This window comes from Agrobacterium sp. ES01 (assembly GCF_050320885.1).
Classification (GTDB): Bacteria; Pseudomonadota; Alphaproteobacteria; order Rhizobiales; family Rhizobiaceae; genus Allorhizobium.
The window spans coordinates 144,398-170,517 of record NZ_JBNQTH010000007.1; the positions used below are offsets into that span (position 1 = coordinate 144,398).

Here is a 26,120-nt window from a genome sequence, read left to right on the forward strand (position 1 = left end):
TGGCAAATCGGGGAGAGATGCACACCGCTCAGGCGACAATTTCAGGCCGGAAACAGGCCCCTTCAGACGGAGAAGGAAGCTCGGCAATTTCAGCGCCACTCTCATGCATTTCTGGCTCAAAAGGGAGACATCGCCGCCGGCTCCACCTAAGGCTCGGCTAAGCGACGGGAGGGGGAAGGGCATAGGGATAATGTTTGGCGCCATTATTACTGCACTTGAAGGCCCAGTCTCACTTGAGGGCGGTGTCAGATCGAACCGAGGTAGTACCCGATGGCCTCCTCCAATTCGGTTTCTTCATAGCCGAAATGGGAGCGTACGACCTCTTCCAGTTTTCGAAATGTGTTGCCGGCTTCAATGAAATTTTCCTCCGACGGGGCTTCCGCCAATGCATCTGCGGCACGACTCAGGCGGATTATCAACTCATGGACGACCTCGTGCTCTGGTCTGCCCCCTGAAAAGTGATCCTTCTTGAAGTATGGCTTATGAGCCGAGGAAGGATATTGAAATGGCAGGGAAAAGACACAAGGCAGAAGAGATCGTCACCAAGCTCCGCCAGGTTGACGTGTTGAATGCACAGGGCAAGTCGATGGCGGAGTCGATCCGGTCGATAGGCGTGACGGAAGTTACATATTATCGCTGGCGAGCTGAATACGGCGGCCTGAAGGGCGATCAGGTTAAGCGCCTGAAGGAACTTGAGGCAGAGAATGCCCGGCTGCGGCGTGCTGTTTCCGATCTCACTTTGGACAAGATGATCCTTGCCGAGGCCGCCAAGGGAAACTTCTGAGCCCCACCCGTCGCCGCGCTTGCGTGGATCATGTTGTTGAGGAACTGGGCGTGTCCGAGAGACGGGCATGCCGGGTTCTCGGACAGCATCGTTCCACGCAGCGCAAGATCGCCAGGACGCCTGATGATGAAGAGGCGTTGACCGCTGACATCACGGCGCTCGCGCTCCAGTACGGCCGCTATGGTTATCGCCGCATCACCGCGATGCTGCACCAGGCTGGCTGGATCGTGAACGTCAAGCGGGTCGAGCGTATCTGGCGACGGGAGGGGCTGAAAGTACCGCACAAGCAACCCAAACGCGGTCGGCTGTGGTTGAACGACAGCTCGTGCATCCGGCTTCGACCGGAATACCCGAACCATGTCTGGTCCTACGACTTCGTCGAGGATCGCACACACGATGGCAGGAAAATCCGCATGCTCAATGTGATCGACGAGTTCACAAGGGAATGCATCGCCATCAGGGTCGAGAGAAAGCTGAAGGCCGTCGATGTCATCGACGTGCTGTCTGACCTCTTTATCCTGCGCGGCATCCCCACCCATATTCGTTCCGACAACGGCCCGGAATTCATCGCCAAGGCGCTACGGGAATGGATCGCGGCGGTGGGAGCCATGACCGCCTACATCATGCCGGGCAGTCCGTGGGAAAACGGCTATTGCGAGAGCTTCAACTCGAAGCTCCGTGACGAACTGCTCAACGGAGAAATCTTCTACACACTCAAGGAGGCAAAGATCGTCATCGAAAACTGGCGACGTCACTACAACACTGTGCGGCCACACTCATCGCTGGGCTACAAGCCACCAGCACCCGAAGCAGCCATCTGGCCTCGCCAAAACGGTCCAGCGTCAACACCAGCGGTGGCCACCAGACCGAGCATGCACTAACATTCCAAACGGATCACCTCATGGGGGCAGGCCAGAGGTATGGCCAACGTCAGCAATGCACAACTGCCTCAATGTTACAGATGAGCTGATGTTCACTCCTCAAGCGTGCTCAGTCAAGACCGCTAGATTTGACGCTCCTGCGCTAGGAGGGCGTATTGGCCCCGAGGCAGTTGATGTCTTGCCGAACCGTAGGAACCGCGTGCCCTTATGGCATTTTGGCCCTATAATTAAAGTCGGCACCGTCAAGCTAACCTGTCGGCGATCGACCTGTGCGATCTTTCAGCATGACCCGAGTCACTCGTGATCGCCTTTATCGCCGCATCGGTTTCCAGATGAAGTGATTGCCCGCGTCGGGTGGCTCTATCTTCGTTTTCCGTTCAGCCTGCGCATGGTCGAAGATCTGCTGGCGGCTCGTGGGATCATGGTTTCGCACCAGACCGTGCGCCTCTGGGCGGAGAAATTCGGCAGACATTTCCCCGATGATATCCGGGACGATCGCCGGCAGGCTCGGCGACAGATGCTACCTCGATGAGGTCGTTATCTCCATTGGCGGCAAGAAATACTCGCTTTGGCGCGTCGCCGATCAGGACGGTTTTGTTCTCGACGTACTGGTGCAAAGCCGCCGCAATGCCAAGGCCGCCAAATGCCTTATGCGAAAGCCTATGAAAGGATAGGGGCACTCGCGCGCGTCATGATCACCGACAACCGATCGGGTGGCGTAACGCAGCCATTCCGATCTCAGGGACCGACTTTCGCACACGGTTTTAGTGCGGCTTCGTACTTTCAGCCTCCCGTCCGGAGGATGGCGCAACCGCAGGTTCTGATCTCTACGCCTTGCCTCGGCCAGAAGGGGCGGCGTCTTGAACAAAGTCAACGCACTCGTTTCAGCAGTTGTTGCCGCTTGCGCCGCATTATCTGCAGCACAGAGGCCGATGCCGCCGAAGAGGCGCGATATCCTCTGTCGATCGAAACTGCGGCCGGACGCTGACATTCGAAAAGGGCCTCGTCGCGAACAGTTACCGGCGGCCATAACTCGGCCGAGGTTTTCAATCTTCTGGATCCCCGAAACGTCAGGTGACTTGCCGGATCTGTCAGTTGGGTAAGGGCCTGTATGTCAGATCTGGTCCACCTGGCAAAATTCTGCGCCGGCTCCGGCTTTGGAAGCGCTTACGAGAGAGGTGTCAATGTCCGCAATGATCCGGTCTTTGAAAGTGGTATCATTAAATGCAGCGTGTTCTATCAGGGTTTTGAGGACCGTATGATTGCCCGTTTCCTTGCCCCGACTGCCATACCAAGCGTGTCAGTCTCGCGATTATGCACTGCGCAAAACTCCCCTTACCAGTCGACCTTAGCTGGTCAGAGAATAATTAGAGCATGGAGACCACTTATTTGTCGGCCCTAGGTTGCGCGAAATTAATAGATGCGCAATCATTCGTTGTTTCCAAGAGGGGGCTTGCATGAAAAAATTCCCTAATCAAATTGATGTTCACGTCGGATCACGAATACGCTTGGGTCGGACATTGCACGGGAAGAGCCAAGAGTGGCTTGGCGACAAGGTTGGCGTTACATTTCAACAAATCCAGAAATACGAAAAAGGTACAAATCGCGTTGGCGCAAGCCGGCTGCAGCAAATATCAGAAGCGCTTGATGTGCCAATCCCTTATTTCTTTGAAAGCGCTCCTGAGCAAAAAGCCGCCGATGCGCATCATGACGTTATCGGAGCCTCAACGGTTCTAAGTTCAAGGGAATGCATCCTTCTGGCGACAGCTTATTCCGCGATCGAGGACAAGACGGTGCGCCAGAGGATTCTGGCATTGGTGCGGACCCTTGCCGGTGACAGATTGGGACGCATTGCAATAGAGGACTTCACCCACATAGAGTAGTGACGTCATGGTTATCAAGTTAACCACACTGGGCACTTGCCGCCTGCAGACAGAGGATGGCCAGGCTTTGAATGTGCCAACCATGTCGCTTAAAATGTTGGCTTATCTTTGTGACTTGGGAATGCCTGTTGCCCGTCGTGAGCTCTCATTATTTCTATGGCCGATTGCAAGCACAAGCGCTGCGACAAATCTACGTTCAACGATACGGCGCCTTCTCAACGCTTTGCCTGCCAATTGCAAAGCCGTTCTGAAGCAAGAACAAGGCTACGTATCCATTGATCGCAGACTATTGATCTGGGATGTTGCGACCTCAGGGCTTGGGTCTGAACACTGCGATCTTGGTCTGGCCTGCGACGCTTTATCCTTGAGATTTCTACCGAATTCTGGTGGGGGAAATAGCCATTTCGACCATTGGGTAAGGGACGTGCGCGCACGGTTGCTCGGGCAACTTCGCTCGGCGTGTTTGAAGATCAAAGATCAGGGCCTGGATGTGGCTATGCGGGCTGATCTCAAACGTGCCAGCATGCTTCTTTTGGAGCTTGATGCCGATGACGAGGAGATCAGGACCCTCTTAATTGAGCCTCACTCACTCAACTTGCCCGTGAGACGCGACATCGAATCGTCAAAGGTCAACTCTGGAACCTTGCACGCTCAGACAAAAACCGCGGTGCCGATTTTGCCGGCGGTCGCACTACCGAGAATAGCTCTTTTACCACCAGAGACCACCTCGTCTGCAAATCGGAGCCGATCGATCGGCAATGCTCTTATTGAAGAGCTGACGATTAACCTTTGTGCTTGCAGGACATTATCGGTTGTCGCGCCTTACACCTGCGAACGGCTCCTTTCGTCGAATGACAAGGCCGAATTTCTGAAGCAGCATCATGTGTCCTATGTGCTCGACACAAGGCGTTCGGGTGAAGAGATCTTCGTGCAGCTAATCTTTATGCCGAGAGATGAAATCCTCTGGGCTCATCGCTTCAAGCTGACGTCTGACGCGCTGAATGACAACAGAACCGCCATTGCGGCAGTGATCCAAAAGTCGATCGTTCAGACTGTAAGGACAAATTCTCCTTTGTCTGATGACTTCAATAAGCAGCCATCTGTCTACTATTCATATTTGCTCGGCCTTCAAAATCTCTCCACGCTGACCCTTCCAAGTGTTCGTCGCGCTCGCAACCATTTTAAAACAGCACTGAAAGATGATGCCAAATTCGGGCCAGCTCTTGCCGGACTGTCACGAAGCCTTACCATGGAATGGCTGTTCACAGCACGTGACGACAATACCTTGCTCGAGGATGCGGAGTGCTTCTCTCGGACCGCTGTTGACTTTTCTCCTGAATTTTCGGGCGGGTTCAGGGAACTTGGTGTCAGCCAGTTGTATCTTGGCAAACTCGATGCAAGTCTCCAATCTTTGCAGACCGCTAGAGATATTAGCCCGCATTACGCCGACGCTCTCTATAGCCACGCGGATACGCTTGTCCATGCCAGCGAGCCAAGATCAGCGCTTGACCAGATGCGACTTGCAATGGAGCTCAATCCGTTGTCGCCAGACACATATTTTTGGACAGCAGCGGCGGCAAGTTATTTCCTTGAGGGCTACAGCCAAGCGCTTGGTTACATTGATGAAATGAAAGACAGTAAGCCCGTGTCTCGGTTGGCGGCCGCGTGTTGGGCTATGCTTGGAGATACGGGCAGGGCGCGTGCCTGCAGACTGCGCTTCTTGAAGGAAAATCCGGACTTCAATCTCGCGCGGTGGTTGAAGATGGTGCCGCATAAGGAGCCGTGGCAAACTGAGCTCTACATGGAGGGCCTGAGGAAGGCTGGTTTTTAACAAGGAGAACATTATGGCTAAAGTTGCGATTATCGGATTGGAAGGTGAGGACGGTCTTTGGCTTGCTGACTTCGAAAACGGGACTGTCAAGCGATTGACGCAAGAGTTGAAAGGCGACTTAGCGTCCACTGCCTCAGCGCGTCAGTTAGGAGTATCGGTTGTCAAAGGCGTAAACTACGCAGTGCTTGTGTCTTCGGCGGCCTCGGTTGCTTCAGGACATCATGAACCCTGACCTGCTTGGTGGTTTGCACCCTACTTATCGTAGCTGCACAGCGGGTGAGACCTTCTCTAAGGTCTCACCTTATTTGACGCGTCTAGGAATCACACGAATTGCAAGGCATACGGATCTCGACCGGATTGGTATACCAGTGTGGGGCGCGTATGTGCCTAATGCAAAAGCAATCGTGATTGCACAAGGCAAAGGTTTGACGGACGAGGTGGCAAAAACCTCGGCTGTCATGGAAGCTGTGGAGCGCGTCATCGCAACGCGACCTGCGTGCGGGGGAGAAGAGTTGAGCCTGACCGAGCTCTCACAGCGCTGCGTTAAAGTTCACAAATTGGATTGCCTTCTGGCTGCCGGTGCAATGGAGATCGGCGTCGATGAACGTTTGCACTGGACGTCAGCTAGGAACCTGGTTGATGGTAACGATGTTTGGGTGCCTTTTGACGCCATTCACCTTGATCGCACCATCGTCAACTCACGCTACTGGCTTTCCTCTGATGGGCTTTCCGCCGGCAATACCCGCGATGAAGCCACGCTTCATGGCTTGCTTGAGCGCGTGGAAAGGGACGCTATCACACTTTGGGAGGTTCGCTCTCTAGCCAAGCGTTACGAATGCAAGATCGCTCTTCGTCATATCAATGATCTGGAAGTTGTATCTCTTGTGCGGCGCATTGAGCAAGCTGGTCTCGAATTGGCAATGTTCGACATCACCAGTGATCTGGGTGTCCCCACGATGGTTGCTCTTTTGGCTCCTCGTCGGCCGCAAGCTCGCCGCGATCTTCGACATATAGATATTACTTTTGGCGCCGGCGCATCCTTTTCAGCAGGCGGCGCGATGCTGCGGGCCATCACCGAAGCCGTTCAGTCGCGAATGACGTATATCTCTGGCGCCAGAGATGACATTTTGCCGGATATGTTCACTCAGCCGGCACTAGCAGATCATATCGCGGCATTTGTCGCTCCTGCTCAAAAAATGCCTACGGATATTCCCTCATTGACAGTATCGGGCATCAACCATGCCCTGAAAACCCTGGTATCTCGTTTGGCCGACAAGGGGGTTGAACACATGCTTGCAATCGAGTTGGCCCCCGATTGGCTGCCCGTCAGCGTGGTGAAAGTTATTGTCCCCGAGCTTGAGAATCCTGATGGCGCGCGCCGACAACACTTCGGCATGCGGGCATTGTCGATGAGCCTGCAATGAAAGTCGTTTTTGTGGGGCCGTCATTGCCCGATGCCGCCGATGTTATCCCCCCTGACATCCAAATCAGGCCGCCAGCTTGCCAAGGTGACATCATGAAAGCCCTTCGAGACGGTGCGACCGTCATTGGTTTGATTGACGGGCAATTCGAATATGTCGCTCCGGTGTGGCACAAAGAACTGCTTTTTGCTTTGTCAAGCGGCGTAACAGTCTTAGGTGCTGCAAGCATGGGAGCACTTCGTGCCGCAGAATGTGCGCCTTATGGAATGATTGGAATCGGCCGGATATTTTCCGACTACCTATCGGGAAGACGCGTGGACGATGCCGATGTGGCACTCATACATGGCCCTGCTGAACTCAATTACCCGCCACTTTCGGTGCCCATGGTCAACGTGGATGCAACGTTGTCGAGGGCAAGAGAGCTTGGGCCGATTTGTGATCGTGATGTCGAACACCTGGCAGCGGTCGCGCGCGCAATTCACTACAAGGATCGTAGCTGGCGGCGCATTTTACGAGAAAGCCACTATAATGTAGAGTGTTATAATTCAATTATAGAGAGTTTTCTTGTTAATCAAAAACGCTTGGATGCGCTCGCTCTCCTAGAGACAATCAGGGTGAGCCAGTTCTCAATAAATCCCCGAAATGAATGGGTTTTTCAACCGACAACGATATGGCGAAAGCTTTATGGCTGAGTGTTTCCAGGCACTTGGCTTGACGGCGTTGCATCGCGTATTACGTGTGCAACGGCTTTGCAACGCGCCATCGCTGGGAGAGTGTGCAATGAATACGCAACGGCACATTCATACCTAAGGGGCATAGAGAAATGGTTGCAACCAAGACCACGCCAAGTGCAGAGCGACAACAGGACTTGCTTGCCTTGATGAACATGCTCGGATACGCGCAAAATGCCGCCAAGGACATGGGGGCAAGCGTCGCGGCGTCTCTTATTAACGATGCGGTTATCGCTCTGCTGCCATGCTTGCAAAAAGAGCTTCCAGACTCGTTGGCCGCGGGGTCCGTTGCGCAACTTTCACAGACCAGAAGTGGTCATTGTTGAGTGCAACACCGATCTTCCTCTATCAGCGGCGGATGTGTGGTCACTATATCCAACCTGGCTGGCTAAATTCACGAAGACGTTTTGCAGGAAGCTTGGCTGATCTGCGCAACAGATCGAGAGATTAAGCAGTAGTGGTGACCGAGGTTTTGGGTTTATTTTACCTCTCGATACTGAGCCGCGATATGTCGCCGACAGTTGGCGCACTAGATAATTCCGCCTCAGACCATTGGGCAAAGATATGGATCTTGGCCTATCGAAATCGTGATGGCCGTAAGATGGATCACTTCTGCTTCCGCTGACCAAGACCCATTTGTTTGGCTAAATGCGCGCGCGCATCAGCGTATCCTTTAGCGACCATCGGGTAAGCATTTGGGAGCTTCCACTTCTCACGATAGGCGGCGGGTGTGAGAGAGTGTTTGGCATTCAGATGGCGCCTGATCGCTCGAAATGCATCTCCGCATTCAAGGCAGATTACGGCATCGTGCTGAATGGATTTTCGAACGGTGACGGCAGGCTTTGGTTTTTCAATATCTATCTCGCTTTCAGTGGATTTCACCTGATTGCTCAAGGCAGTCAGCACGCTGACAATGAGGGACGGGAGTTCTGCGCCGGGCACAGCATTATTCCTGACATAAGCTGTTACGATATCAGCTGTTAGTTCGACCAGAAGGTTTCCGTCAAAAATCGTCTCATCCTGCTGCATTCTGCCTATCCTTCACAAACGGAACACATTTACAGATCGCCGTTCAAAGTAAAGTATAAGTGGTTCTCCCGCAATATTTCACTTTGATAATGATAATAAAAGCGGATATATATCGCCTAATTGAACGAAATATATACTTCGTTCCTGCAGCAGCTGTGTCGGAAAGGACGTTGATTTGCGAGAATGTAATTATTATATTAGTATATAATATTATAATTACATTCCTTGCTTTTATTGAGCTGATAATCGATCCCAGGCAGACAATCCGGTCTCGTTATTTCTAGGGTCTCCAAGCTCATATACCATTAGAATGGTGACAATCTTGGTCCCCTATATGTGTCTGATCTGACATTCGCTGGCCCATCAAAGATCAAACAGGTGAGCAGTCTGATCTTCGAGGCGGGCATTGAAATGCATTCAGTTCCATCTTTTCCAAGCGGAATTTAACAATCCTCAATCATGTCGTATTCGACATGTGCGCACAGCCGGATAACCGTGTGCGCGCGGACGGACAGCTGCTTGGTAGATCGGCATCAGACCCATGAGCCGCATCAGCCGCCGGATCCGCTTTTCGTTCACCGGATGGCCTTCGTTCTTCAAGTGCCAGGTCATCTGCCGGACACCGAAGAACGGCGTCTCTAGGAACTGTTCATCGATCTGGCGCATCAGGGCGAGGTTCATCTCACTCTCGCCCTTCGGCGTGTAATAGAAAGACGAGCGCGAGATCGACAGCAGCGAACACTGCTTGCCGACCGATAAGTCTGACTGCCTCGGCTCGATCATGCCGCGCCTCATTTCACGCCCCAGGGCTTGAGCTTTCTGGACAAAAAATCGTTGGCGACCGCCAGCTCCCCGATCTTGGCGTGGAGCTCTTTCACCTCGTCTTCGCCAATCTCTGGCTTTCGTTTGCCGCCACGTCCAAAAACGTCCGAAGCTCCTTCCAGCAGGGCACGCTTCCATTGATGGATCATGGTCGGATGAACTCCGAACCGGCTCGCCAGCTCCGAGGCCGTCTCTTCGCCCTTCAAGGCTTCAAGGGCGACTTTCGCCTTGAACTCCGGCGAATGCTGCTTGCGTTTCGACATCTCTGATCTCCTTGTTCTCGAAGACCAGCAGACAACAAATCGTAGCTTACGTCAGTGTCCGAATTTCGGGAGGTAGCTCAGTCAGCGGCAACCACAAACGACCGCGCGCAAGCAGGGTATCGGCATCTTTCGGTCCCTGAGATCCGGACTTGTGGGGCTGCGGTTCGCCTTTTTCCCAGTCCGTCAGTATTTCGTTGACAACGGCCCAACTTGCCTCGATGTTGTCGGTACGCTGAAACAGAATGGCATCTGCGGTCATGCAATCATAAAGCGACTATTCCTTGCTATTCATGCGCGCCGATTTGTAGCAAATGGGCGATATGCCAAGTTGGTCGACGTCAGCGTGATCCGCCCGGTCGTGGACAAGGTGTTTCTTTTGCGCAGACGGCGGACGCCTTGCCTTTGTCGAGACCGGGCGTGAAAAGGGGAAGTTGTCATTGCCGTTTCGCAATGACCGGCGGCATCACTGCATGATGTCCGCTTCCATAACTCTTGCGGGAGGAGCGGACATTCTTCTTTTTGCCTCGTGAAATACTTCCGAGGTCAGCCAAACTTGTTGGCCTAGCTCTAAAATGGCGCACAGCGTGAAGAATTGGTGTCGATGTCGGCCAAGCTCTTGAGAAGACGTCGCTCTCTCAAACGGGAGGCCGTCGCTATTTGGCATCTGATAGTGCATCTCAAATGGTACGCCGAGGTTCTCGTTGTTCGCGTAGACTCAATGGCCTCCAGCGTTCCGGCGATTTCTCATTCGCTAATGAACGTGGTTGTCAGCTTTGCGCTCTGGCTTCGGGCCAGCGCCAAAAGCGGAAATGCCTTTCCTTGTAGCATCAAAGTCTGGCTCACAGGATCGCGCCATCCTGTGCTTGTTTTTTCACACTGCCGCCCAGATGGTAAACTGCGAGAAAGGGTGCTGCATCTTTAAGAGACGGTGGTTGTTCCGGTTATGCAGCCGCCTACCGTAGCTTTGCCGCCAAAGCAGAGTGACTGCTTTGGCGTTTTGTACAGTTAGCGAAGCGCTATCACTCGGTTCCCAAGGAATCGAGCCTCTTGTTTCTTACGCTGTAGCAAGAAGGGATCGAGTTCTTCACTTGAAAGCGAAATGATCCCCCTAAAATGGAGATCCCTATCAGGCAGCAACAGCGGGCCGAGACGCATCGCTGCTGCCAGCCCTGTAAAGAATCAAGTCCTCGATCGAAATCAGCGGCAGACCATGCAGCTTGCAGAACTCGATCAGGTTGGGCAGACGCGCCATGGTGCCGTCGTCGTTGGCGACCTCACAGATCACGCCGGATGGTTTGGCCCCGATCAGGCGAGCGAGATCGACGGCAGCCTCCGTATGGCCAGGACGACCTAGAACACCGTCGGCATGCGCTCTTAGCGGGAAGATATGTCCCGGTCGCGCAAAGTCTTCCGGCAGCGAGGTTTCGTCCATCAGTGCCCGTACCGTCGCGGCCCGATCCGCCGCCGAAATCCCCGTCGTCGTGCCGTGGATGTAATCGACCGATACGGTGAATGCTGTCTTCAGATATTCGGTATTGTTGGGGACCATAAGCGGGATGTTGAGTGCATCCAGCCTTTCGCCTTCCATGGCAATGCACACGAGCCCGCGGGCATGCTTCATCATGAATGCGATCGTCTCCGGCGTCACATGATCTGACGCGACTATGATATCGCCTTCATTCTCACGGTCCTCGTCGTCGACCACGACGACCATGCCCCCGCGTGCGAGCGTCTCCAATGCGTCTTCAATTTTCGAAAGTGTCATTCAAGTGCCTTTCAAGGGTTACCGCGCGAGCGGCCAAAAACACGACCTGACGGTCGCCATTCTATCCCTTGGGCGAACACAGCACGCGCACCTCTCCTTGGCGGGGAGCCGCAGCAGCCGATGCTCTCTTCCATCCGGACTATGACCGTCGGCTCCGGCATCGCACCGGATCTGCTGCCTTTCACCGAGATGAAAGCGCTCGCGGGCTCCCGGCAAAGCCGGATACCGCCGGTGGGGAGTTTCGCCCCGCCCTGAGAACGGCCTTAATGTAGGGGATTGGCGCCCGGCTTTTCAAGCGCAAACTGTGCAAATTCAGGAAAATATACCCTCTTGTCGCCCAGTCGACACTCGATGACGTGAAACAAAAAAGCACGGTGCTCGCGCACCGTGCAGGCTTGGGAGGCCTTGATATTGCTGGGCGTTTACCAGCAGCAGAAGCCGCCATCGACGAGGAGGTCGACACCGGTGATGAAGCTGGAAGCGCCGGACAACAAGAAGACGGCTGGACCGACCATCTCGTCGACATTTGCCATGCGTTGCATCGGTGTCTGTTCTTCGAACTGTTTTGTTTGATGCACCATCTCAGGCCGTGTGTTCATCGGCGTGGCGGTATAGCCGGGACTGATCGTATTGACGCGAATGCCGCGTCCGACCCATTCCATCGCCATCGACTTCGTCATGTGAATGACGCCGGCCTTCGATGCATTGTAATGGCATTGGTTGAGGCCGCGATTGACGATGACCCCCGACATCGAGGCGATGTTGACGATCGAGCCGCGGCCGTTCTTTAGCATGGCATGTGCCTCGGCCTGGCACGACAGGAAGACGCCCTTCAGATTGATATCCATCATTGCCTGGAACTGCGCTTCCTCCATCTCCTCGGCCGGGTTCGCATTGGCTATGCCGGCAGCGTTAACGGCGAGTGTCAGTGGTCCCAGTTCCGTCTCTGTGCGTGCAACGGCCTCATGGAGCGCTGCGGCCTGGGTAACGTCTGCGGCGATCTTTATGCTGCGACGGCCTGCTGCCTCAATGTGGCGCGCAGTCGTTGCAAGCCCGTCATCGGTGCGGCGGTCAAGAAGCGCTACATCCGCGCCGCATTGGGCGAGCCCGATCGCAATGCGCTGGCCGATGCCGCTTCCGGCTCCCGTCACCAGTGCCACATTGTCCGAAAGATCGAAGAGTTTAGGGGCGTTTAAAGTCATGTCCGACATGGGTGGTTCTCCTGCAAATCAGATCGTAGCCAACTCCATGACCGACACGTCGTTTGCGTCGCCACGGTCGAGAATGCCGGCCTGTTTTCCCTGTGCCATCACCATGATCCGGTTTGAGACGCCGAGCACCTCTTCCAGATCCGAGCTGACCACGATGACAGCGATGCCCTGGCGGGCGAGTTCAATGATGGTGTCGTAGATCGATGAACGCGCGCCGACATCGATACCGCGCGTCGGTTCGTCGAGAACGACAACCTTCGGGTTGCGGGCCAGCCACTTGGCAAGAACGACCTTTTGCTGGTTGCCTCCGGAAAGCTCTCCGGCGTTTTGCTCGCCACGGCCCTTCACGCCAAATTTCCGGATGTAGCCGACGGCGAACTGGCTGAGACGCTTCGATGTGATCCAGCCGGTTTTCGAAACGGCATCCAGATTGGCGTAGCCGATATTCTCCGTGATCGCGTGCTCGAGAACCAGACCCTGGAGCTTGCGATCCTCGGGAACGAGTACGATGCCATTGCGGATCGCATCGCGGGGAGAACGCGGAGTGATCACCTTGCCATTGAGTACGACGTCTCCAGCGGCGATCGGGTCCGCTCCGGTGATCGCACGGACGACTTCGGTGCGCCCGGCGCCGACAAGTCCTGCGATCCCGAAGATTTCGCCTCGCTTCACCGCGAAATCTATGTTTCGGAATGTCCCTGTTGGAGAGGACAGACCGCGTACTTCAAGAATGATGTCGTCGGAAGGGACCGGTATTGCGGGGAACATGCGGTCCAGTGAGCGGCCGACCATGGCCTCGACGATGGTCCGCACCGGGACGTCGCCACTGTCAAACTCCTGCACCTTGGCGCCGTCGCGCATAACAACGATGCGGTCAGCGATCTGACGAATTTCCTCAAGTCGGTGCGAGATGTAGATGATTCCGACACCGTCGGCCTTGAGACGCTCGATCTGGCGGAAGAGGAGCTGTGTTTCTTCGCCACCAAGCGCTGCCGTTGGCTCGTCGAGGATGAGCAGGCGAGCGTTCAGTGTCATCGCCTTGGCAATTTCGATCAACTGCTGCTTGGCAGTCGACAATCCCTCGACGAGACGGTGTGGAGAAACGTTGAGGCCCAGGCGCTGGAGGCCAGCATGGGCACGTTCTTCCATCGCTTGTCGATCGATGCGTCCACCCTTGGTGAGGTAGCGGCCGACGAAAACATTCTCCGCGATCGACAATTGAGGGAGGAGCTTCAACTCCTGGTGGATCATGCCGACACCCGCATCCATGGCGGCGCGCGGTGTGGCCGGCGCATAAGGTGCGCCAAGCCATGTCATCGTGCCGGAGGTCGGCTGAACGGCGCCGGAAATAATCTTCGAAAGGGTCGATTTTCCGGCGCCGTTTTCACCCAGCAGCGCCACGACTTCGCCCGCTCTTACATCGAGGTCGATGCCATGCAGAACCTCAAGCGATCCGTAGACCTTGCGGATCTGCCGGAGTGAGAGGAGGTGAGGGAGGTCGTTGGCAGTCATGGCGCTGTCTTCCGGTCGTGATCAAGGATGCTCGGCGACGAACTTTTCAGCGTTCTCCGGCGTTGTCAGGAAGCCGGGAAGCAATTGTTCAGCTGGGAGCTTTTCGCCGGCGGCGAGCTTGATGGCGCTGTCGACCGCCAGTCGACCGATACCGCGCACCTGTTGCGTTGCCGTAGCGTCGAACCCGCCTTGGGCAAGAATCGGCAGAGCCGTCGTGTCACCGTCGAAGCCACCGACATAGACGCGCTGGGACAGGCCGGACACCTTCACCGCCTGCGCGGCACCAAGCGCCAGACCATCGGCCTGCGCGAAGATCAGCGAAACGTCGGGATGAGCTTGCAGCAGGTTCTGGCCGATGTTCAGACCTTCAGCCTGCGACCACTGCTCGCTCCACTGTTCTCCAACCAGTTCGACGCCGGTATTTTCTCCGATTGCCTTCATGCAGCCTTTGGTACGTTCCACTTCCGGTGTCGTGCCTTTCTGGCCGTGGATCATCAACATCTTACCCTTCCCGTCGGCAAGACCGATGATGTACTTGCAGACTTCGTAGGCTGAAGTCGCATTATCGGTTGCGATGAAGGTGTCGCCCGGTGCTTGGTCAGCATTGCGGTCGACGTTGACCACAGGGATGCCGGCTTCCTTGGCGAGGCGCGTCGGAACGGCGGCGGCCGCAGCGCCGGCCGGAATGTAGATGAACGCATCGATATCCTGCGTCAGAAGATCCTGCACCTGGCTCACCTGGGTCGCACTGTCGTTCTTGGCGTCGACGGTAATGACCTCGATGCCCTTCTCCTTGGCATAGGCTTCGACGCCGATCTTGATCTGGTTGAAGTAGTCAGCCTGCAGGTTCGAGACGGCGAGCCCGATCTTCTTGACCTCTTCGGCGGATGCGCCAAGGGGACTGAGAGCGGTCGTCGCCAACGCTGCGGCGGCCAGAAGCATAATCTTGAGTTTCATGGTAGATCTCCTCCGTTGTTTCGGCACCCCGTTACCATTGCAGGACCGAAGTTTTGCCCGGCATACGCCCGGCGGTGAACTGGCGGCAGTGCCGCCAAACTGATCCGCAACCGAAGCGTCACTTCCTCTTGATGGCTTCGGCTGCGACTGCGAGAGCTATGACTACGCCGATGACGACGGCCTGCGTGAAGGGCGAGACACCGAGAAGGTTGAGGCCATTACGCAGTACGCCGATAATCAGGACACCGATGATGGTTCCGAAAATGCCGCCCTTGCCGCCGCTCAGGCTCGTGCCACCGATAACAACGGCGGCAATTGTATCGAGTTCGTAGGACACGCCGGCAGTGGGCTGTACAGAATCCAGGCGCATCGCGAGCACCACGCCGGCAAGCCCGGCGAGCAGACCGGAGACGACATAAACGCCGATCGTGTAGAGGTTGACGTTGATGCCCGCCAGCCGTGCAACTTCTTGGTTTCCGCCGATCGCATAGAGTGAACGGCCGCCTGACGTATAGCGCAGATAGAGCCAGCCGAGCACGAATACGACCAGCATGACGGCCACGGTCAGGGTCAGGAACCCGCCGAAGCGCGTATAGGCGAGTAGGCTGAACCACGAAGGAAAGCCGACAATCTGTTGGCCATCGGTGATCATGTTGGCGAGACCTCGGGCGACTGACATCATCGCGAGCGTAGCGATGAACGCAGGGACCCCAAGTGCTGTAATCAGGAATCCGGATACGGCGCCCGTTGCGGCGGCAACTGCGAGTGCTAGCAGGATGCCAAGAGGAAGCGGCAGGCCCACCTGGTTCGCCAGGTACCCCATCACCATCATGGTGAGCGCAAGCACCGAACCGACGGCGAGGTCGATGCCGCCGATCAGGATCACCATGGTCATACCGACCGCCATGATCGCAAGCACTGTAATCTGGTCAAGAATGTTGAGCAGGTTGCGCGCCGACATGAATGTGTCGGTGGCAAATGAAAGGAAGAGACAAAGCAGGATGAGGCCGATTAGAGGGCCTGTCGTTCCTCGCAAGGCTGCCAGTGCATTGACGCCTGCACCGCGATCCTGGTCCGTCGCTGACACCGACATCCACTCCTCCCATGCTTTTGCCTGTCGAGCACGACGTGGCATAAATATTCATTGCTGTGTGTAAATTCGTAGCTCAGGGTTTGTTTGGCTGTCAACTACCTATCTTGTACTTGTCTGAGATTTAATTTTCATCCTTAGCTTGACACAAACGGCCGAGGTGCAATTATATAACCAGCAGTATATTTATGCACCAAGAGGTTTTCATGCAGCCGAACGATCTCGACCGCATTGCGAAGCAGATACGTCTTCGCGATCTTCAAGCCGTTTATGAAGCGGGCGCTGGCCATATCGGTGGAGAGATGTCGGCGATCGACATACTGACGGCGCTCTATTTTCACGTCCTGAAGGTCTGGCCGGACCAACCGAAGCACCCGGATCGCGACCGGTTCGTACTGTCAAAGGGCCATGTGGCCTTGGCATTTTACGTCACACTGGCAAAGCGTGGCTTCTTCCCCGAAGAAGAGATCTCGACTTTTCTGAAGCCACATTCTCGTCTTAACGGACATCCGAACTGCAACAAGGTTCCGGGCATCGAGACGAACACCGGGCCTCTCGGCCACGGCCTGCCGGTTGCCGTCGGAATGGCGAAGGCGGCCAAGCTGACGGGCGCCGCCTATCACACATTTGTTCTGACGGGTGACGGTGAGATGCAGGAAGGCTCCAACTGGGAAGCAATTTCGTCTGCCGCCCAGTTCGGCCTCGACAACCTCACCTTGATCATCGATCACAACCGTTTCCAGCAGGGGGCGTCATTGAGTGACACCAACAATATGGCGCCCTTCGGCTCCAAGCTGAAGGCCTTCGGTTGGGATGTCACAGAGATCAAGGGTAACGCCATGGACGAGATCGTTCCGGCTCTTCAGCACCGCACCGATCGTCCTCACTGCATCGTTGCCCACACCAACAAGGGCCATGGCATTTCCTTCATGCAGGACAGGGTGGACTGGCATCACAAGGTGCCGAATGCCGAACAATACAAGATTGCCGTGGCCGAGCTATCGGAGGTGCTGTGATGACTACCCTGACCATGACCGAAAAACTGCATGACTGCCGCGATGCCTTTGTAGCGGTTCTGGAACGTCTCGGTGCCGAGAATTCGAAAGTCGTCGCAGTATGCAACGACTCAGTAGGCTCCTCCAAACTGGGTGGTTTCAAGTCTAAATGGCCGGACCGGCTCGTGAATGTCGGTATTGCCGAACAAAACATGGTCGGCGTTGGCGCCGGACTTGCAAATGGGGGCCTTTTGCCCTTTGTCTGCGGCGCATCCTGCTTCCTTACAGGGCGTTCGCTCGAACAGGTCAAGGCCGACATCGCTTATTCGAACGCCAATGTGAAATTGGTCGGCATCTCCTCTGGCATGGCCTATGGCGAGCTTGGACCGACCCATCATTCCATTGAGGACTTCGCCTGGATGCGGGTTCTGCCCAATCTCCCGGTGATCGCGCCCTGTGACTCGATTGAGACTGCGGCGGCAGTTGAATGGGCAGCGCGCTATGAGGGGCCTGTGTTCCTGCGTCTGTCGCGCGTCGGCGTGCCGGATTTGCTTGAGCCCGGCCATGTGTTCGAAATGGGCAAGGCAAATCGTCTGAGAGACGGCGATGCCGTAACCTTGATCGCCAACGGCACTTTGACCCACCGTGCGATGAAGGCTGCCAAGATGCTTGCAGCGCGCGGCATTGAGGCGCGGGTGCTCAACATGGCAACGGTCCGACCGATTGATGTCGACAGCATCGTTTCTGCTGCGCGCGAAACTGGCGCTATCCTGACGGCCGAGGAGCATTCGGTTTATGGTGGTCTCGGTTCGGCCGTTGCGGAAGTGGTCGTCGCGGAAGCACCCGTCCCGATGAAGATCCTGGGTGTCCCCGGCATCTTCGCGCCAACCGGATCGGCAGAATTCCTGCTTGACGAATTCGGCATGTCACCGGAGGCGATGGCCACGGCAGCCGAAGAACTGCTGGCACGCAAGGCCGGCCGCGCGTAACGGTTTTCGACTAGATATTTCGATGTCGCCACGAAAAGGGCGGCATTTTCATCACTTGGAGCCGACATGACCACCGCAATTCTAGCCATCGACCAGGGAACCACGAACTCGAAGGCCGTGCTTGTATCGGCCAAGGGCGAGATCCTGGCGCGCGGCTCGTCACGCGTCGGCATTTCCCATCCCCAACCCGGCTGGGTGGAGCAGAGTCCCGAGCGGGTTTGGCAGTCTGTCATTGAGGCCATCGGCACATGCTTGGACGCTGCGCCGGCGGTGAGTATTGTCGGGATCGCCATTTCCAACCAGCGTGAATCCGTCACCGTCTGGGACGGTGAGACCGGCGAGCCTCTCGGTCCCGTCATAAGCTGGCAATGCCGCCGCAGTGCACGGGCATGCGCCGAACTCAAAGCCGCAGGTCATTCCGCTCGCGTCGAAGCGCTGACCGGACTGCCCATTGATCCGATGTTCCCCGGACCGAAGATGAAGTGGTTGATTGACCGCGCGCCGCCTGACCGTCCGCTGCGACTTGGCACGATCGACTCCTGGCTCATCCACCGCCTGACCGGCGGCAAGGTCCATGCCTGCGACGCCTCCAATGCGGCCCGCAGCCAGCTTCTTGATCTCAACAGCATGGTGTGGAGCGATGAACTCTGCGATCTCTTTGGAGTATCTAAGGACTACCTGCCGGAGCTGCGCGATAGCGCATCGCATTTCGGTGAAACCCTCGGCGTTCGCGGATTGCCGGACGGCATCCCTGTCGCGGCCGCGATCGGAGACAGCCACGCCGCCCTTTTTGGCCACGGCGCGTTTGCTCCCGGAGATGGAAAGGTCACCTTCGGTACCGGCTCATCGATCATGACGACCCTGCCACAGTTCATTGCGCCGAAAAACGGCATCACCACCACCATCGCCTGGTCGCTCGGCGGTCAGCCGACCTATGCCTTCGAGGGCAACATTCTTGTCTCCGCAGCCTCGCTGCCTTGGATGGCGGAGATTCTCGGCCTGGCCGATGTGCAGGCGCTGATTGATCTTGCCGAAACCGCGCCGCCGCAAGGTCCGGGCTTCGTGCCGGCCTTTGTCGGCCTGGGCGCGCCTTATTGGCAGGCCGATGCGCGTGCACTGTTTTCCGGTATCACCTTCAATACGACCCGGGCACAGATGGCGCGCGCCGTAACAGACTCGATCGCCTTCCAGGTAAACGACGTCTTCAAGGCCATGGCGGGGCAGTCGCCGGCGCCGCTTGGCCGGCTCTTTGTGGACGGCGGACCGAGCAAGAATGCCTTCCTGATGCAGTGCGTTGCAGATATGCTCGGGCATCCGGTGATCCAGTGCGATGCCGCTGAAGCCTCAGCGCTCGGCGCCGCCTATCTTGCTGGCCTCACGCTCGGACTCTGGAGGGATCTGGATGCCGTACGGGCGCTTCCAAGGAAAACGGCGGTTCAAAAGCCCAAGCCGTCGGACACTGCAGAACGTCTTGCCACCTGGCAGGAGGCAATCTTCCGCTCGACCGTTGCTGTGACTTCATCTATGGGTGAATAAAAATTCATCCACCGGAGGGTTCATGGGACGTCTCAACGAGCTGCGACTTATCGCCCGCGTCGCGCAAATGTATCACGCCGAGGGCAAACGGCAGGCGGAGATCGCCGAAATCATGCACATGTCACAGGCGACCGTGTCTCGGATGTTGAAGCGGGCCGAGATGGAAGGCATCGTGCGCACCACAATAATTCCTCCGCCGGGCACCTTCGCCGATCTGGAGATGGCGCTGCGCGAGCGCTACGGTCTCACCGAAGCGATCGTGATTGACTGTTCTGAGGACCGCGACGGCGCGATCATGGCCCGAATCGGCGAGGCTGCCGCCCATTTCGTCGAAGTCACGTTGCAACAGGACGAAATCATCGGGGTGTCCAGTTGGAGCCAGACGATCCTGCGCATGGTCGACAATATTCACCCGCTGAAGACCGGCCGCGCCAAATACATCGTCCAGATTCTCGGCGGCATGGGCGAGGCCTCGGTACAAACGCATGCGACCCAGTTGACAGCCAGGCTTGCCAAACTGACCGGTGGCGAGCCGCGGTTGTTACTCGTCCAGGGCATCACGTCCTCTCGCGAGGCAAAACTTGTTATGCTCGCCGATCCGGTCGTTCGCGGCACAATGGATCTCTTTGGTCGTTTGACGCTGGCCGTTATCGGCATCGGCGCGGTCGAACCGTCGGAACTTTTGGCCCGTTCCGGCAACGTGTTCTCGCGCCAAGAAATGGCGATGCTGCATGATGCAGGTGCCGTTGGCGAAATCTCGTTCCGCTTTTACGACCGTGATGGAAAGCCGGTCGAAACCCCGCTCAACGAGCGCGTCATTGGAATCTCGCTCGAGGATCTCAGCAAGGCAGACCGCGTCATGGCCCTTGCGGGCGGCGAATCGAAGACAGAGGCAATCGCTGGTGCCCTGAGGATGGGTGTCATCGATGTGCTGGTCACTGACAAATTTACCGCAGCGCGGCTGACGGTCTGATCTCCCATCGGGGCGGACTGTCTGACCGACTGCAATATGGAGGAGTAGAAAATGCAGCGTTTTTCCGGACAGACCGTGTTCGTCACCGGTGGCAACAAGGGGATCGGTTTCGGCATTGCCCGCCGCTTCGCCGAAGAGGGAGCAAAGGTTGCGATTGCCGCGATCGAAGCCGATACGACCGAGGCGGCGCTGCGGCTCGCAGAAGAGACGGGTGCAGAAGTGCTCGGATTGCAACTCGACGTCACGAACTCCTCTGCTGTCCATGAGGTGTATGCCGAGGCGGAGGCGCGACTTGGTTCCCTCAGCGTCTCGGTTCAAAATGCCGGCGTGATCACCATCGCCAAGGTCGAGGATCTGAGCGAGCGCGAATGGGACCTGAACCTCGACGTAAACACGAAAGGTGTGTTTCTGTGCTGCCAAGAGGCGATTGCACGCTTCCGTGCGAGTGACACGAAAGGGCGGCTGATCAACACCGCATCAGGCCAGGCGCGTCAGGGCTTCGTTTATACGCCGCATTATGCGGCATCAAAATTCGGTGTCGTCGGCCTTACCCAAAGCCTCGCTAAGGAACTGGCGAAGGAAGGCATAACCGTAAACGCGATTTGCCCAGGCATCATCCATACGGAGATGTGGGACTACAACGACCGCGTCTGGGGCAAGATGCTCGGCGACTACGGCCCCGGCGAGCTTATGGCCGAATGGGTCGAGGGGATACCGATGGGCCGCGCCGGCACACCTGCCGAAGTTGGTGCGCTCGTCGCCTTCCTGGCCTCAGCCGATGCGGCATACATCACGGGACAGACAGTCAATATAGATGGCGGATTGATTATGTCGTGATCGAACTTGCTGCCTTTAGAGAGGTGTAGCTCGCAACCCTTTTATCAACAAGATCGAGCGGGCGTCGCTGTCTTGTGGACGGGTGTTTGCGGAGCGCTTCTTGCGAGTCAAGCCGAGAGGGGATGGGTGGCTACGAGCCAAGGGTAGGATTCAGGGTTTCGAGTCACACTATCTGGCCTCGTTTGAGCGGGGCGGACGGCCTCAGATATTGGGGGTAGATCGCCGGTAATCCCTCTGCGAAATATATTGGATCTAAAAGTCGAAGTTTCTCACCAAGATTTTGGAGAAGGTTTCGATCAAGATATCGCGGTTCTGCGACACGCAAGTTGCGACAAAACTGCGCTAAGCGGAGGAAGGCTTTCCGGTTGCATAGCTTTGTTGCGAGCATACCAGCTTTTGCAAGTGGCGATCAAAGTATCGGCTAATTTCGAACGGCAGTCCGTAAACGGCCAATGAAGGAAGAGGCTATCTTGATGAGGCATGCTCGCTGGAGGTCGTGACGATATGGGATAGAACGGTAAAAGATTTGCTGATCAGGTAGAATGGAATCTCCGTATGAGCTTCAACGTGAAGGATCCCGAAGCGCATCGCCTTGCTCGGGTGATCGCCCACGCGGCCGGGCAGAGCATAAGCCGCGTTGTGGCCGACGCTTGAACACGGAAGGCCGGCCATCGATGATGGCACCGAAAAGCGCACGAAATGCCGCATAGTTCCATAATACATATTACGCGAGCGGATATTGTAGCCGGGGTACATTCTATTTCCAAGTGCGACATGCCAGTAATTTCAATGGCTTCACTTTGGAGATTTTGGCATGTCCAGATGCTACACGCAAATCACCCTCGCCGATCGCCGACGCCTTCAACAGCTGATGACAGCGAAAGTGTCCATCAACGAGATGGCGCGTCTACTGGGCCGTCATCGCTCGACGATCTTTCGTGAGATCAAGCGCAACACGTTCCATGATCGTGAACTGCCAAACTACGATGGCTACTACAGCACCCTTGCCAATGATCTGGTTCGGGAACGGCGATGCAGGCTGAGGAAGCTCAGACGTCATCCCGATTTGCGCGAGGAAATTATCAGTCAATTGAAGGCTCGCTGGTCACCGGAGCAGATTGCCGGACGCCTGGTTTCGGACGGCGTATGCCTGGTTCGTGTCTGCAAGGAAACGATCTATCGCTTCATCTACAACAAGGAGGACTACGGCCTAGCGCTCTATGAGTACCTGCCGGAAGCGCGCCGCAAACGTCGTCCATTGCGCTCGAGGAAACCACGCGACGGTGCGTTTCCATCGACGCATCGGATCTCGGAAAGGCCTGATATCGTTGGGCAAAAATTACAATTCGGTCATTGGGAGGGTGACCTGCTGATCTTTGAGCGTCCATTCGGCCAGGCAAACATCACCTCGCTTGTCGAGCGCAAGAGCCGCTACCTCGTGCTGATCAAGAACCCAAGTAGGCACTCCGGTCCGATCATGGACAAGATCATCAGATCATTCTCACCCTTGCCGGCATTCGCACGTCGAAGCTTCACCTTTGACCGTGGGACCGAGTTCGCCGGATTCAGGGCCTTGGAAGATGGGATGGGCGCATCCAGCTGCTTTTGCGATCCCAGTGCGCCATGGCAAAAAGGCACGGTCGAGAACGCCAACAAGCGTCTTCGTCGCTATCTACCCGGCAATACCGATCTGATGTCGGTGTCACAACGCGACCTGACCACGCTTGCAAGGCATCTCAACAATCAGCCGCGCAAATGCCTTGGATACAAGACGCCGGCCGAGGTCTTCATGGCCAATTTGCACGGAAGCGCGTGATCCCCTACCCTTCGGGCAGGCATGATGCAGTTGGGTTAGCTCCCCCACCGGGTGGGTTCAAGGATCAACTGCGGCCACCGAAGCGATTGTGGAAGCTCCTGATCCGACTAATCATCTTCTGACACCTGATTTTTGAAGACTGGACGATAAACTCGAACGGTTGAGATTGGCGCGTTAAGTAGCGTATCTGTGTGGACTCGCAGCCAGCGTTCATTGAGCTGTAAGACGGACATGTCGCAACACTCTTCAAGTTCTCGTCGATAGAAACTTAAAGTCTGAAAGATGAAACGCCATGCACTTACCCCCTCTGCGGTCGATCGGCGTTTTTTACCAACTCGGACGTCTCAACAGCGTGTCGAAGGCTGCTGAGTATCTGGGAGTGACGTCGTCGGCCATCAGCCAGCAGATCCGTACACTCGAGGAGCAGCTTGGAACCACTCTGGTCCGTAAGGTTGGACGAGAGGTGCGCCTTACAGAAACCGGCGAACGCTATTTCGAGATGATTGCGGAAAACATAGAGCATATCTGGGAAGCAACACGCCAGATCACAGGCGCGCGCTCAACTGAGCTTCTCAACATAAGGGCAACGCCCAGCATTTCCACCAAATGGTTGTTGCCGAGATTGCCCCGGTTCGTCGACGAGAACCCGGGTCTAGACATACGGCTTGACGGCTCAAATGAGCCGGTCGACTTCACCCGGGACAATGTCGATATCGAAATCCGCCATGGAGTGGGTCGCTGGCCCGGCATGCACGTCCAGCCTCTGGCTGAGGAGATGTTCGTGCCGGTATGCTCGCCCAAGCTTGCGACCTCGGGCAGCCTGACCTCGGCTGATCTTCAGGCGATGCGGCTCATCCATTCCGTCAAATCGCAGCTGCAGTGGTCGGTTTGGTTCTCGGCGCAGTCACTGCCGGCCGAAGGCAATTGGCAAAAGATCTATTTCGACCGTTCACACATGGCCGTCGATGCTGCTGTATCCGGGATGGGTGTGGCGCTTGAAAGCCTGTTGATGATGGAAGAGGAGCTCGAAAGCGGCAGATTGATCGTCCCCGTCGCCAACGCTGCCGGTTCTGTATTGACAACGCAATGGCTGGTGTGCCCGCCGCACCATCTGCGCCGCGGACGTGTCAAGCGTTTCATCAGCTGGATTGATCGCGAGGCCAAGGCGTGGCTAGAAAACTGCGTCGCGATACAAAAGAAATTCTAATCATTTGCATAAATTTATTCAATTGAACTACACCAATATTCGCTTGTAGTGTCTGTGTGCCGGGTGGGAGAGAGTAGCCCGGCAGAGGAGGAATTCACCAAATGTTTCTTGCACGGGCTGTCTGCCCGGAGGGATTTCTGCGTCTTCGGCGCCGATCCTGCAGTTCTTTTGGAGCCGATCTTACCCATAAACATCTAGAACCCGCGGCAGCGCGGGCGGTCAGGACAGGAGCGCCCAATGAATCTTTCATCCATGCTTGCAACCCGCAACGATAGCGGTCGCCCGGTCCGCGTCGGGATCATTGGTGCCGGCAAATTCGGCTCCATGATGCTGGCTCAGGCCAAATACATCGCCGGATATCACGTGGTTGGCGTCGCGGATCTGAATGTGAACAAGGCCCGGGAGTCCTTGAAGCGTGTAGGCTGGGATGAACTCCAATATAGTGCCAAGACACTGGCCGATGCTTTCAAGTCCGGCGCCACTTGTGTCACGGATGATGTGGCTTCGCTGGTCGCCTTCGAGGGCATCGACTGCATCATTGAGGCTACAGGCCATCCGCTCGCTGGCACTCGCCACGCGATGATGGCAATCGAAGCCTCCAAGAACATCGTCATGGTCAATGTTGAGGCCGACGTCATGTGCGGTCCCATCCTAGCCAAGAAGGCGCGGGAGAAGGGCGTGGTGTATTCGATGGCCTATGGCGACCAGCCTGCTTTCATTTGCGAACTGGTCGACTGGGTGCGCAGCTGCGGATTTGAACTGATCTCCGCCGGCAAGGGTATGAACTACGAGCCGCGCTATCGTTACTCGACGCCGGATACCGTCTGGAGTTTCTTTGGCTGGACCGATGAAGAAGTGGCGGCGGGTGATTTCAATCCGAAAATGTATAATTCTTTCACCGACGGCACCAAGGCGGCCATCGAAATGGCAGCGGTCGCCAATGGTACCGGGCTCGACTGCCCCGATGACGGCCTGGCCTTCTATCCGGCTGGCCTGCAGGATCTCGCGCAGGTGTTCAAACCGGCATCAGATGGGGGCAGGATGCCCAAAACAGGCCTGGTCGAGATCGCGGCCAGCCAGGAACCGGATGGCCGTGAGGTGCTCAACAACATCCGTTATGGGATGTTTGTCACCTTCAAGGCACCGGACGAGTACACCCGGGCCTGCTTCAAGCAATATGGCCTTCTGACAGACAAGTCTGGTTGGTACGGCTCCATGTGGCGTCCGTTCCACCTCATCGGTCTCGAGACCAGCGTCAGTGTTTTGTCGGCGGTATTGCGGGGCGAACCGACGGGATCGAGTAAGGAATATCGTGGCGATGCGGTCGCCACCGCGAAGTGCGATCTCAAGGCTGGCGACATGCTCGATGGCGAAGGTGGCTTTGCCGTCTGGGCGAATGCCATTCCCGCATCCAAGTCGCGCGCGCTGGACGCCCTGCCGATTGGTCTGGCACACAATGTTCGGCTGAAGAACGCCATCGCCAAGGATCAGGTGGTCCGCTTCTCAGACGTGGAGCTTGTCGATGACGCCGATATCGTCGCCCTGCGTACCGAGCAGAACGGAATGCTGTCAGGAGCGAGTTAAGCC

Annotated in this window: 26 protein-coding genes, 1 pseudogene and 1 riboswitch; of the genes and pseudogenes, 16 read left to right on the forward strand and 11 right to left on the reverse strand. The window is 56.3% G+C overall.

The window, feature by feature from the left end; all coding sequences use genetic code 11:
• Positions 1-245: 245 nt before the first annotated feature.
• Positions 246-419 (reverse strand): hypothetical protein, encoded by a 174-nt coding sequence (locus ACQQ2Q_RS18780; RefSeq protein ID WP_428188654.1) that lies wholly within the window; start codon positions 417-419, stop codon positions 246-248.
• Positions 420-505: 86 nt separating this feature from the next.
• Here ACQQ2Q_RS18780 and ACQQ2Q_RS18785 point away from each other — a divergent pair.
• The 8 genes and pseudogenes from ACQQ2Q_RS18785 to ACQQ2Q_RS18820 all read left to right on the forward strand — a co-directional run bounded on the left by ACQQ2Q_RS18785 (position 506) and on the right by ACQQ2Q_RS18820 (position 7,857).
• Positions 506-1,665 (forward strand): IS3 family transposase gene (locus tag ACQQ2Q_RS18785; protein WP_428188655.1). Its coding sequence is split into 2 segments (ribosomal slippage): positions 506-770 and positions 770-1,665, totalling 1,161 coding nucleotides; the frame shifts between segments, so codons are not numbered across the junction.
• Between the two features lie 284 nt (positions 1,666-1,949).
• Positions 1,950-2,368 (forward strand): annotated as a pseudogene (locus ACQQ2Q_RS18790) (IS6 family transposase); the annotation flags it as partial.
• Between the two features lie 754 nt (positions 2,369-3,122).
• Entirely contained in the window at positions 3,123-3,548 is a 426-nt protein-coding gene (locus ACQQ2Q_RS18795; RefSeq protein WP_428188656.1) for a helix-turn-helix domain-containing protein, read from the forward strand.
• A 7-nt stretch (positions 3,549-3,555) separates the two neighbouring features.
• A complete protein-coding gene (locus tag ACQQ2Q_RS18800) occupies positions 3,556-5,379 on the forward strand; it encodes a hypothetical protein (protein ID WP_428188657.1) in 1,824 nt (607 codons plus the stop codon).
• Between the two features lie 13 nt (positions 5,380-5,392).
• A complete protein-coding gene (locus ACQQ2Q_RS18805; RefSeq protein WP_428188658.1) occupies positions 5,393-5,611 on the forward strand; it encodes a hypothetical protein in 219 nt (72 codons plus the stop codon).
• Positions 5,601-6,803 (forward strand): YcaO-like family protein, encoded by a 1,203-nt coding sequence (locus ACQQ2Q_RS18810; protein ID WP_428188659.1) that lies wholly within the window; start codon positions 5,601-5,603, stop codon positions 6,801-6,803. The genes ACQQ2Q_RS18805 and ACQQ2Q_RS18810 overlap by 11 nt, the downstream gene beginning before the upstream one ends.
• Entirely contained in the window at positions 6,800-7,492 is a 693-nt protein-coding gene (locus tag ACQQ2Q_RS18815; RefSeq protein ID WP_428188660.1) for a TfuA-like protein, read from the forward strand. The genes ACQQ2Q_RS18810 and ACQQ2Q_RS18815 overlap by 4 nt, the downstream gene beginning before the upstream one ends.
• 131 nt (positions 7,493-7,623) lie before the next feature.
• Positions 7,624-7,857 (forward strand): hypothetical protein, encoded by a 234-nt coding sequence (locus tag ACQQ2Q_RS18820; RefSeq protein WP_428188661.1) that lies wholly within the window; start codon positions 7,624-7,626, stop codon positions 7,855-7,857.
• A 280-nt stretch (positions 7,858-8,137) separates the two neighbouring features.
• Here the strand turns inward: ACQQ2Q_RS18820 and ACQQ2Q_RS18825 are convergent, their stop codons facing one another.
• The 9 genes from ACQQ2Q_RS18825 to ACQQ2Q_RS18865 form a co-directional block, all read right to left on the reverse strand.
• Positions 8,138-8,560: a MucR family transcriptional regulator gene (locus ACQQ2Q_RS18825; protein WP_428188662.1), complete on the reverse strand. Its 423-nt coding sequence runs from the start codon at positions 8,558-8,560 to the stop codon at positions 8,138-8,140.
• A gap of 453 nt (positions 8,561-9,013) precedes the next feature.
• Positions 9,014-9,343 carry an IS3 family transposase gene (locus tag ACQQ2Q_RS18830; protein WP_428188663.1) on the reverse strand — a complete coding sequence of 110 codons (330 nt, stop codon included), beginning with the start codon at positions 9,341-9,343 and terminating at the stop codon, positions 9,014-9,016.
• Between the two features lie 8 nt (positions 9,344-9,351).
• A complete protein-coding gene (locus ACQQ2Q_RS18835; protein ID WP_428188664.1) occupies positions 9,352-9,645 on the reverse strand; it encodes a transposase in 294 nt (97 codons plus the stop codon).
• Positions 9,646-9,691: 46 nt separating this feature from the next.
• Positions 9,692-9,904 carry a hypothetical protein gene (locus ACQQ2Q_RS18840; RefSeq protein WP_428188665.1) on the reverse strand — a complete coding sequence of 71 codons (213 nt, stop codon included), beginning with the start codon at positions 9,902-9,904 and terminating at the stop codon, positions 9,692-9,694.
• An 867-nt stretch (positions 9,905-10,771) separates the two neighbouring features.
• Positions 10,772-11,410, reverse strand: a complete 639-nt coding sequence (gene ribB / locus ACQQ2Q_RS18845) for a 3,4-dihydroxy-2-butanone-4-phosphate synthase (protein WP_428188666.1) — start codon at positions 11,408-11,410, stop codon at positions 10,772-10,774.
• Between the two features lie 118 nt (positions 11,411-11,528).
• Positions 11,529-11,673: riboswitch (FMN riboswitch) on the reverse strand.
• A gap of 159 nt (positions 11,674-11,832) precedes the next feature.
• On the reverse strand, positions 11,833-12,621 hold the full coding sequence (locus tag ACQQ2Q_RS18850) for an SDR family oxidoreductase (protein ID WP_428188667.1): 789 nt from the start codon (positions 12,619-12,621) through the stop codon (positions 11,833-11,835).
• Positions 12,622-12,639: 18 nt separating this feature from the next.
• Positions 12,640-14,133: a sugar ABC transporter ATP-binding protein gene (locus ACQQ2Q_RS18855; RefSeq protein ID WP_428188668.1), complete on the reverse strand. Its 1,494-nt coding sequence runs from the start codon at positions 14,131-14,133 to the stop codon at positions 12,640-12,642.
• A 21-nt stretch (positions 14,134-14,154) separates the two neighbouring features.
• Positions 14,155-15,090 carry a substrate-binding domain-containing protein gene (locus ACQQ2Q_RS18860; protein ID WP_428188669.1) on the reverse strand — a complete coding sequence of 312 codons (936 nt, stop codon included), beginning with the start codon at positions 15,088-15,090 and terminating at the stop codon, positions 14,155-14,157.
• A gap of 118 nt (positions 15,091-15,208) precedes the next feature.
• On the reverse strand, positions 15,209-16,183 hold the full coding sequence (locus tag ACQQ2Q_RS18865; protein ID WP_428188670.1) for an ABC transporter permease: 975 nt from the start codon (positions 16,181-16,183) through the stop codon (positions 15,209-15,211).
• A gap of 203 nt (positions 16,184-16,386) precedes the next feature.
• On the opposite strand from ACQQ2Q_RS18865, the gene ACQQ2Q_RS18870 reads away from it, so the two are divergent.
• The 5 genes from ACQQ2Q_RS18870 to ACQQ2Q_RS18890 all read left to right on the forward strand — a co-directional run bounded on the left by ACQQ2Q_RS18870 (position 16,387) and on the right by ACQQ2Q_RS18890 (position 21,510).
• Positions 16,387-17,196: a transketolase gene (locus ACQQ2Q_RS18870; RefSeq protein ID WP_428188671.1), complete on the forward strand. Its 810-nt coding sequence runs from the start codon at positions 16,387-16,389 to the stop codon at positions 17,194-17,196.
• Positions 17,196-18,164, forward strand: coding sequence for a transketolase family protein (locus ACQQ2Q_RS18875; RefSeq protein WP_428188672.1), 969 nt, complete (start codon positions 17,196-17,198; stop codon positions 18,162-18,164). The genes ACQQ2Q_RS18870 and ACQQ2Q_RS18875 overlap by 1 nt, the downstream gene beginning before the upstream one ends.
• A gap of 66 nt (positions 18,165-18,230) precedes the next feature.
• Complete coding sequence (locus tag ACQQ2Q_RS18880) at positions 18,231-19,700, forward strand: FGGY family carbohydrate kinase (RefSeq protein WP_428188673.1); 1,470 nt, start codon at positions 18,231-18,233, stop codon at positions 19,698-19,700.
• A 22-nt stretch (positions 19,701-19,722) separates the two neighbouring features.
• The gene (locus ACQQ2Q_RS18885) at positions 19,723-20,673 is read left to right on the forward strand and encodes a sugar-binding transcriptional regulator (RefSeq protein ID WP_428188674.1); all 951 of its coding nucleotides are present in this window, start codon (positions 19,723-19,725) and stop codon (positions 20,671-20,673) included.
• Positions 20,674-20,724: 51 nt separating this feature from the next.
• Positions 20,725-21,510: an SDR family oxidoreductase gene (locus tag ACQQ2Q_RS18890; RefSeq protein WP_428188675.1), complete on the forward strand. Its 786-nt coding sequence runs from the start codon at positions 20,725-20,727 to the stop codon at positions 21,508-21,510.
• 465 nt (positions 21,511-21,975) lie between these two features.
• Here ACQQ2Q_RS18890 and ACQQ2Q_RS18895 read toward each other — a convergent pair whose 3' ends face one another.
• The gene (locus tag ACQQ2Q_RS18895; RefSeq protein ID WP_428188676.1) at positions 21,976-22,266 is read right to left on the reverse strand and encodes a hypothetical protein; all 291 of its coding nucleotides are present in this window, start codon (positions 22,264-22,266) and stop codon (positions 21,976-21,978) included.
• 58 nt (positions 22,267-22,324) lie between these two features.
• Between ACQQ2Q_RS18895 and ACQQ2Q_RS18900 the strand changes: the two genes are divergently transcribed.
• The 3 genes from ACQQ2Q_RS18900 to ACQQ2Q_RS18910 all read left to right on the forward strand — a co-directional run bounded on the left by ACQQ2Q_RS18900 (position 22,325) and on the right by ACQQ2Q_RS18910 (position 26,117).
• Positions 22,325-23,326 carry an IS30 family transposase gene (locus ACQQ2Q_RS18900; RefSeq protein ID WP_428188677.1) on the forward strand — a complete coding sequence of 334 codons (1,002 nt, stop codon included), beginning with the start codon at positions 22,325-22,327 and terminating at the stop codon, positions 23,324-23,326.
• Between the two features lie 292 nt (positions 23,327-23,618).
• Positions 23,619-24,533, forward strand: a complete 915-nt coding sequence (locus tag ACQQ2Q_RS18905; protein WP_428188678.1) for a LysR substrate-binding domain-containing protein — start codon at positions 23,619-23,621, stop codon at positions 24,531-24,533.
• A gap of 237 nt (positions 24,534-24,770) precedes the next feature.
• On the forward strand, positions 24,771-26,117 hold the full coding sequence (locus tag ACQQ2Q_RS18910; protein ID WP_428188679.1) for an NAD(P)H-dependent oxidoreductase: 1,347 nt from the start codon (positions 24,771-24,773) through the stop codon (positions 26,115-26,117).
• The last annotated feature ends 3 nt before the right edge of the window (positions 26,118-26,120 follow it).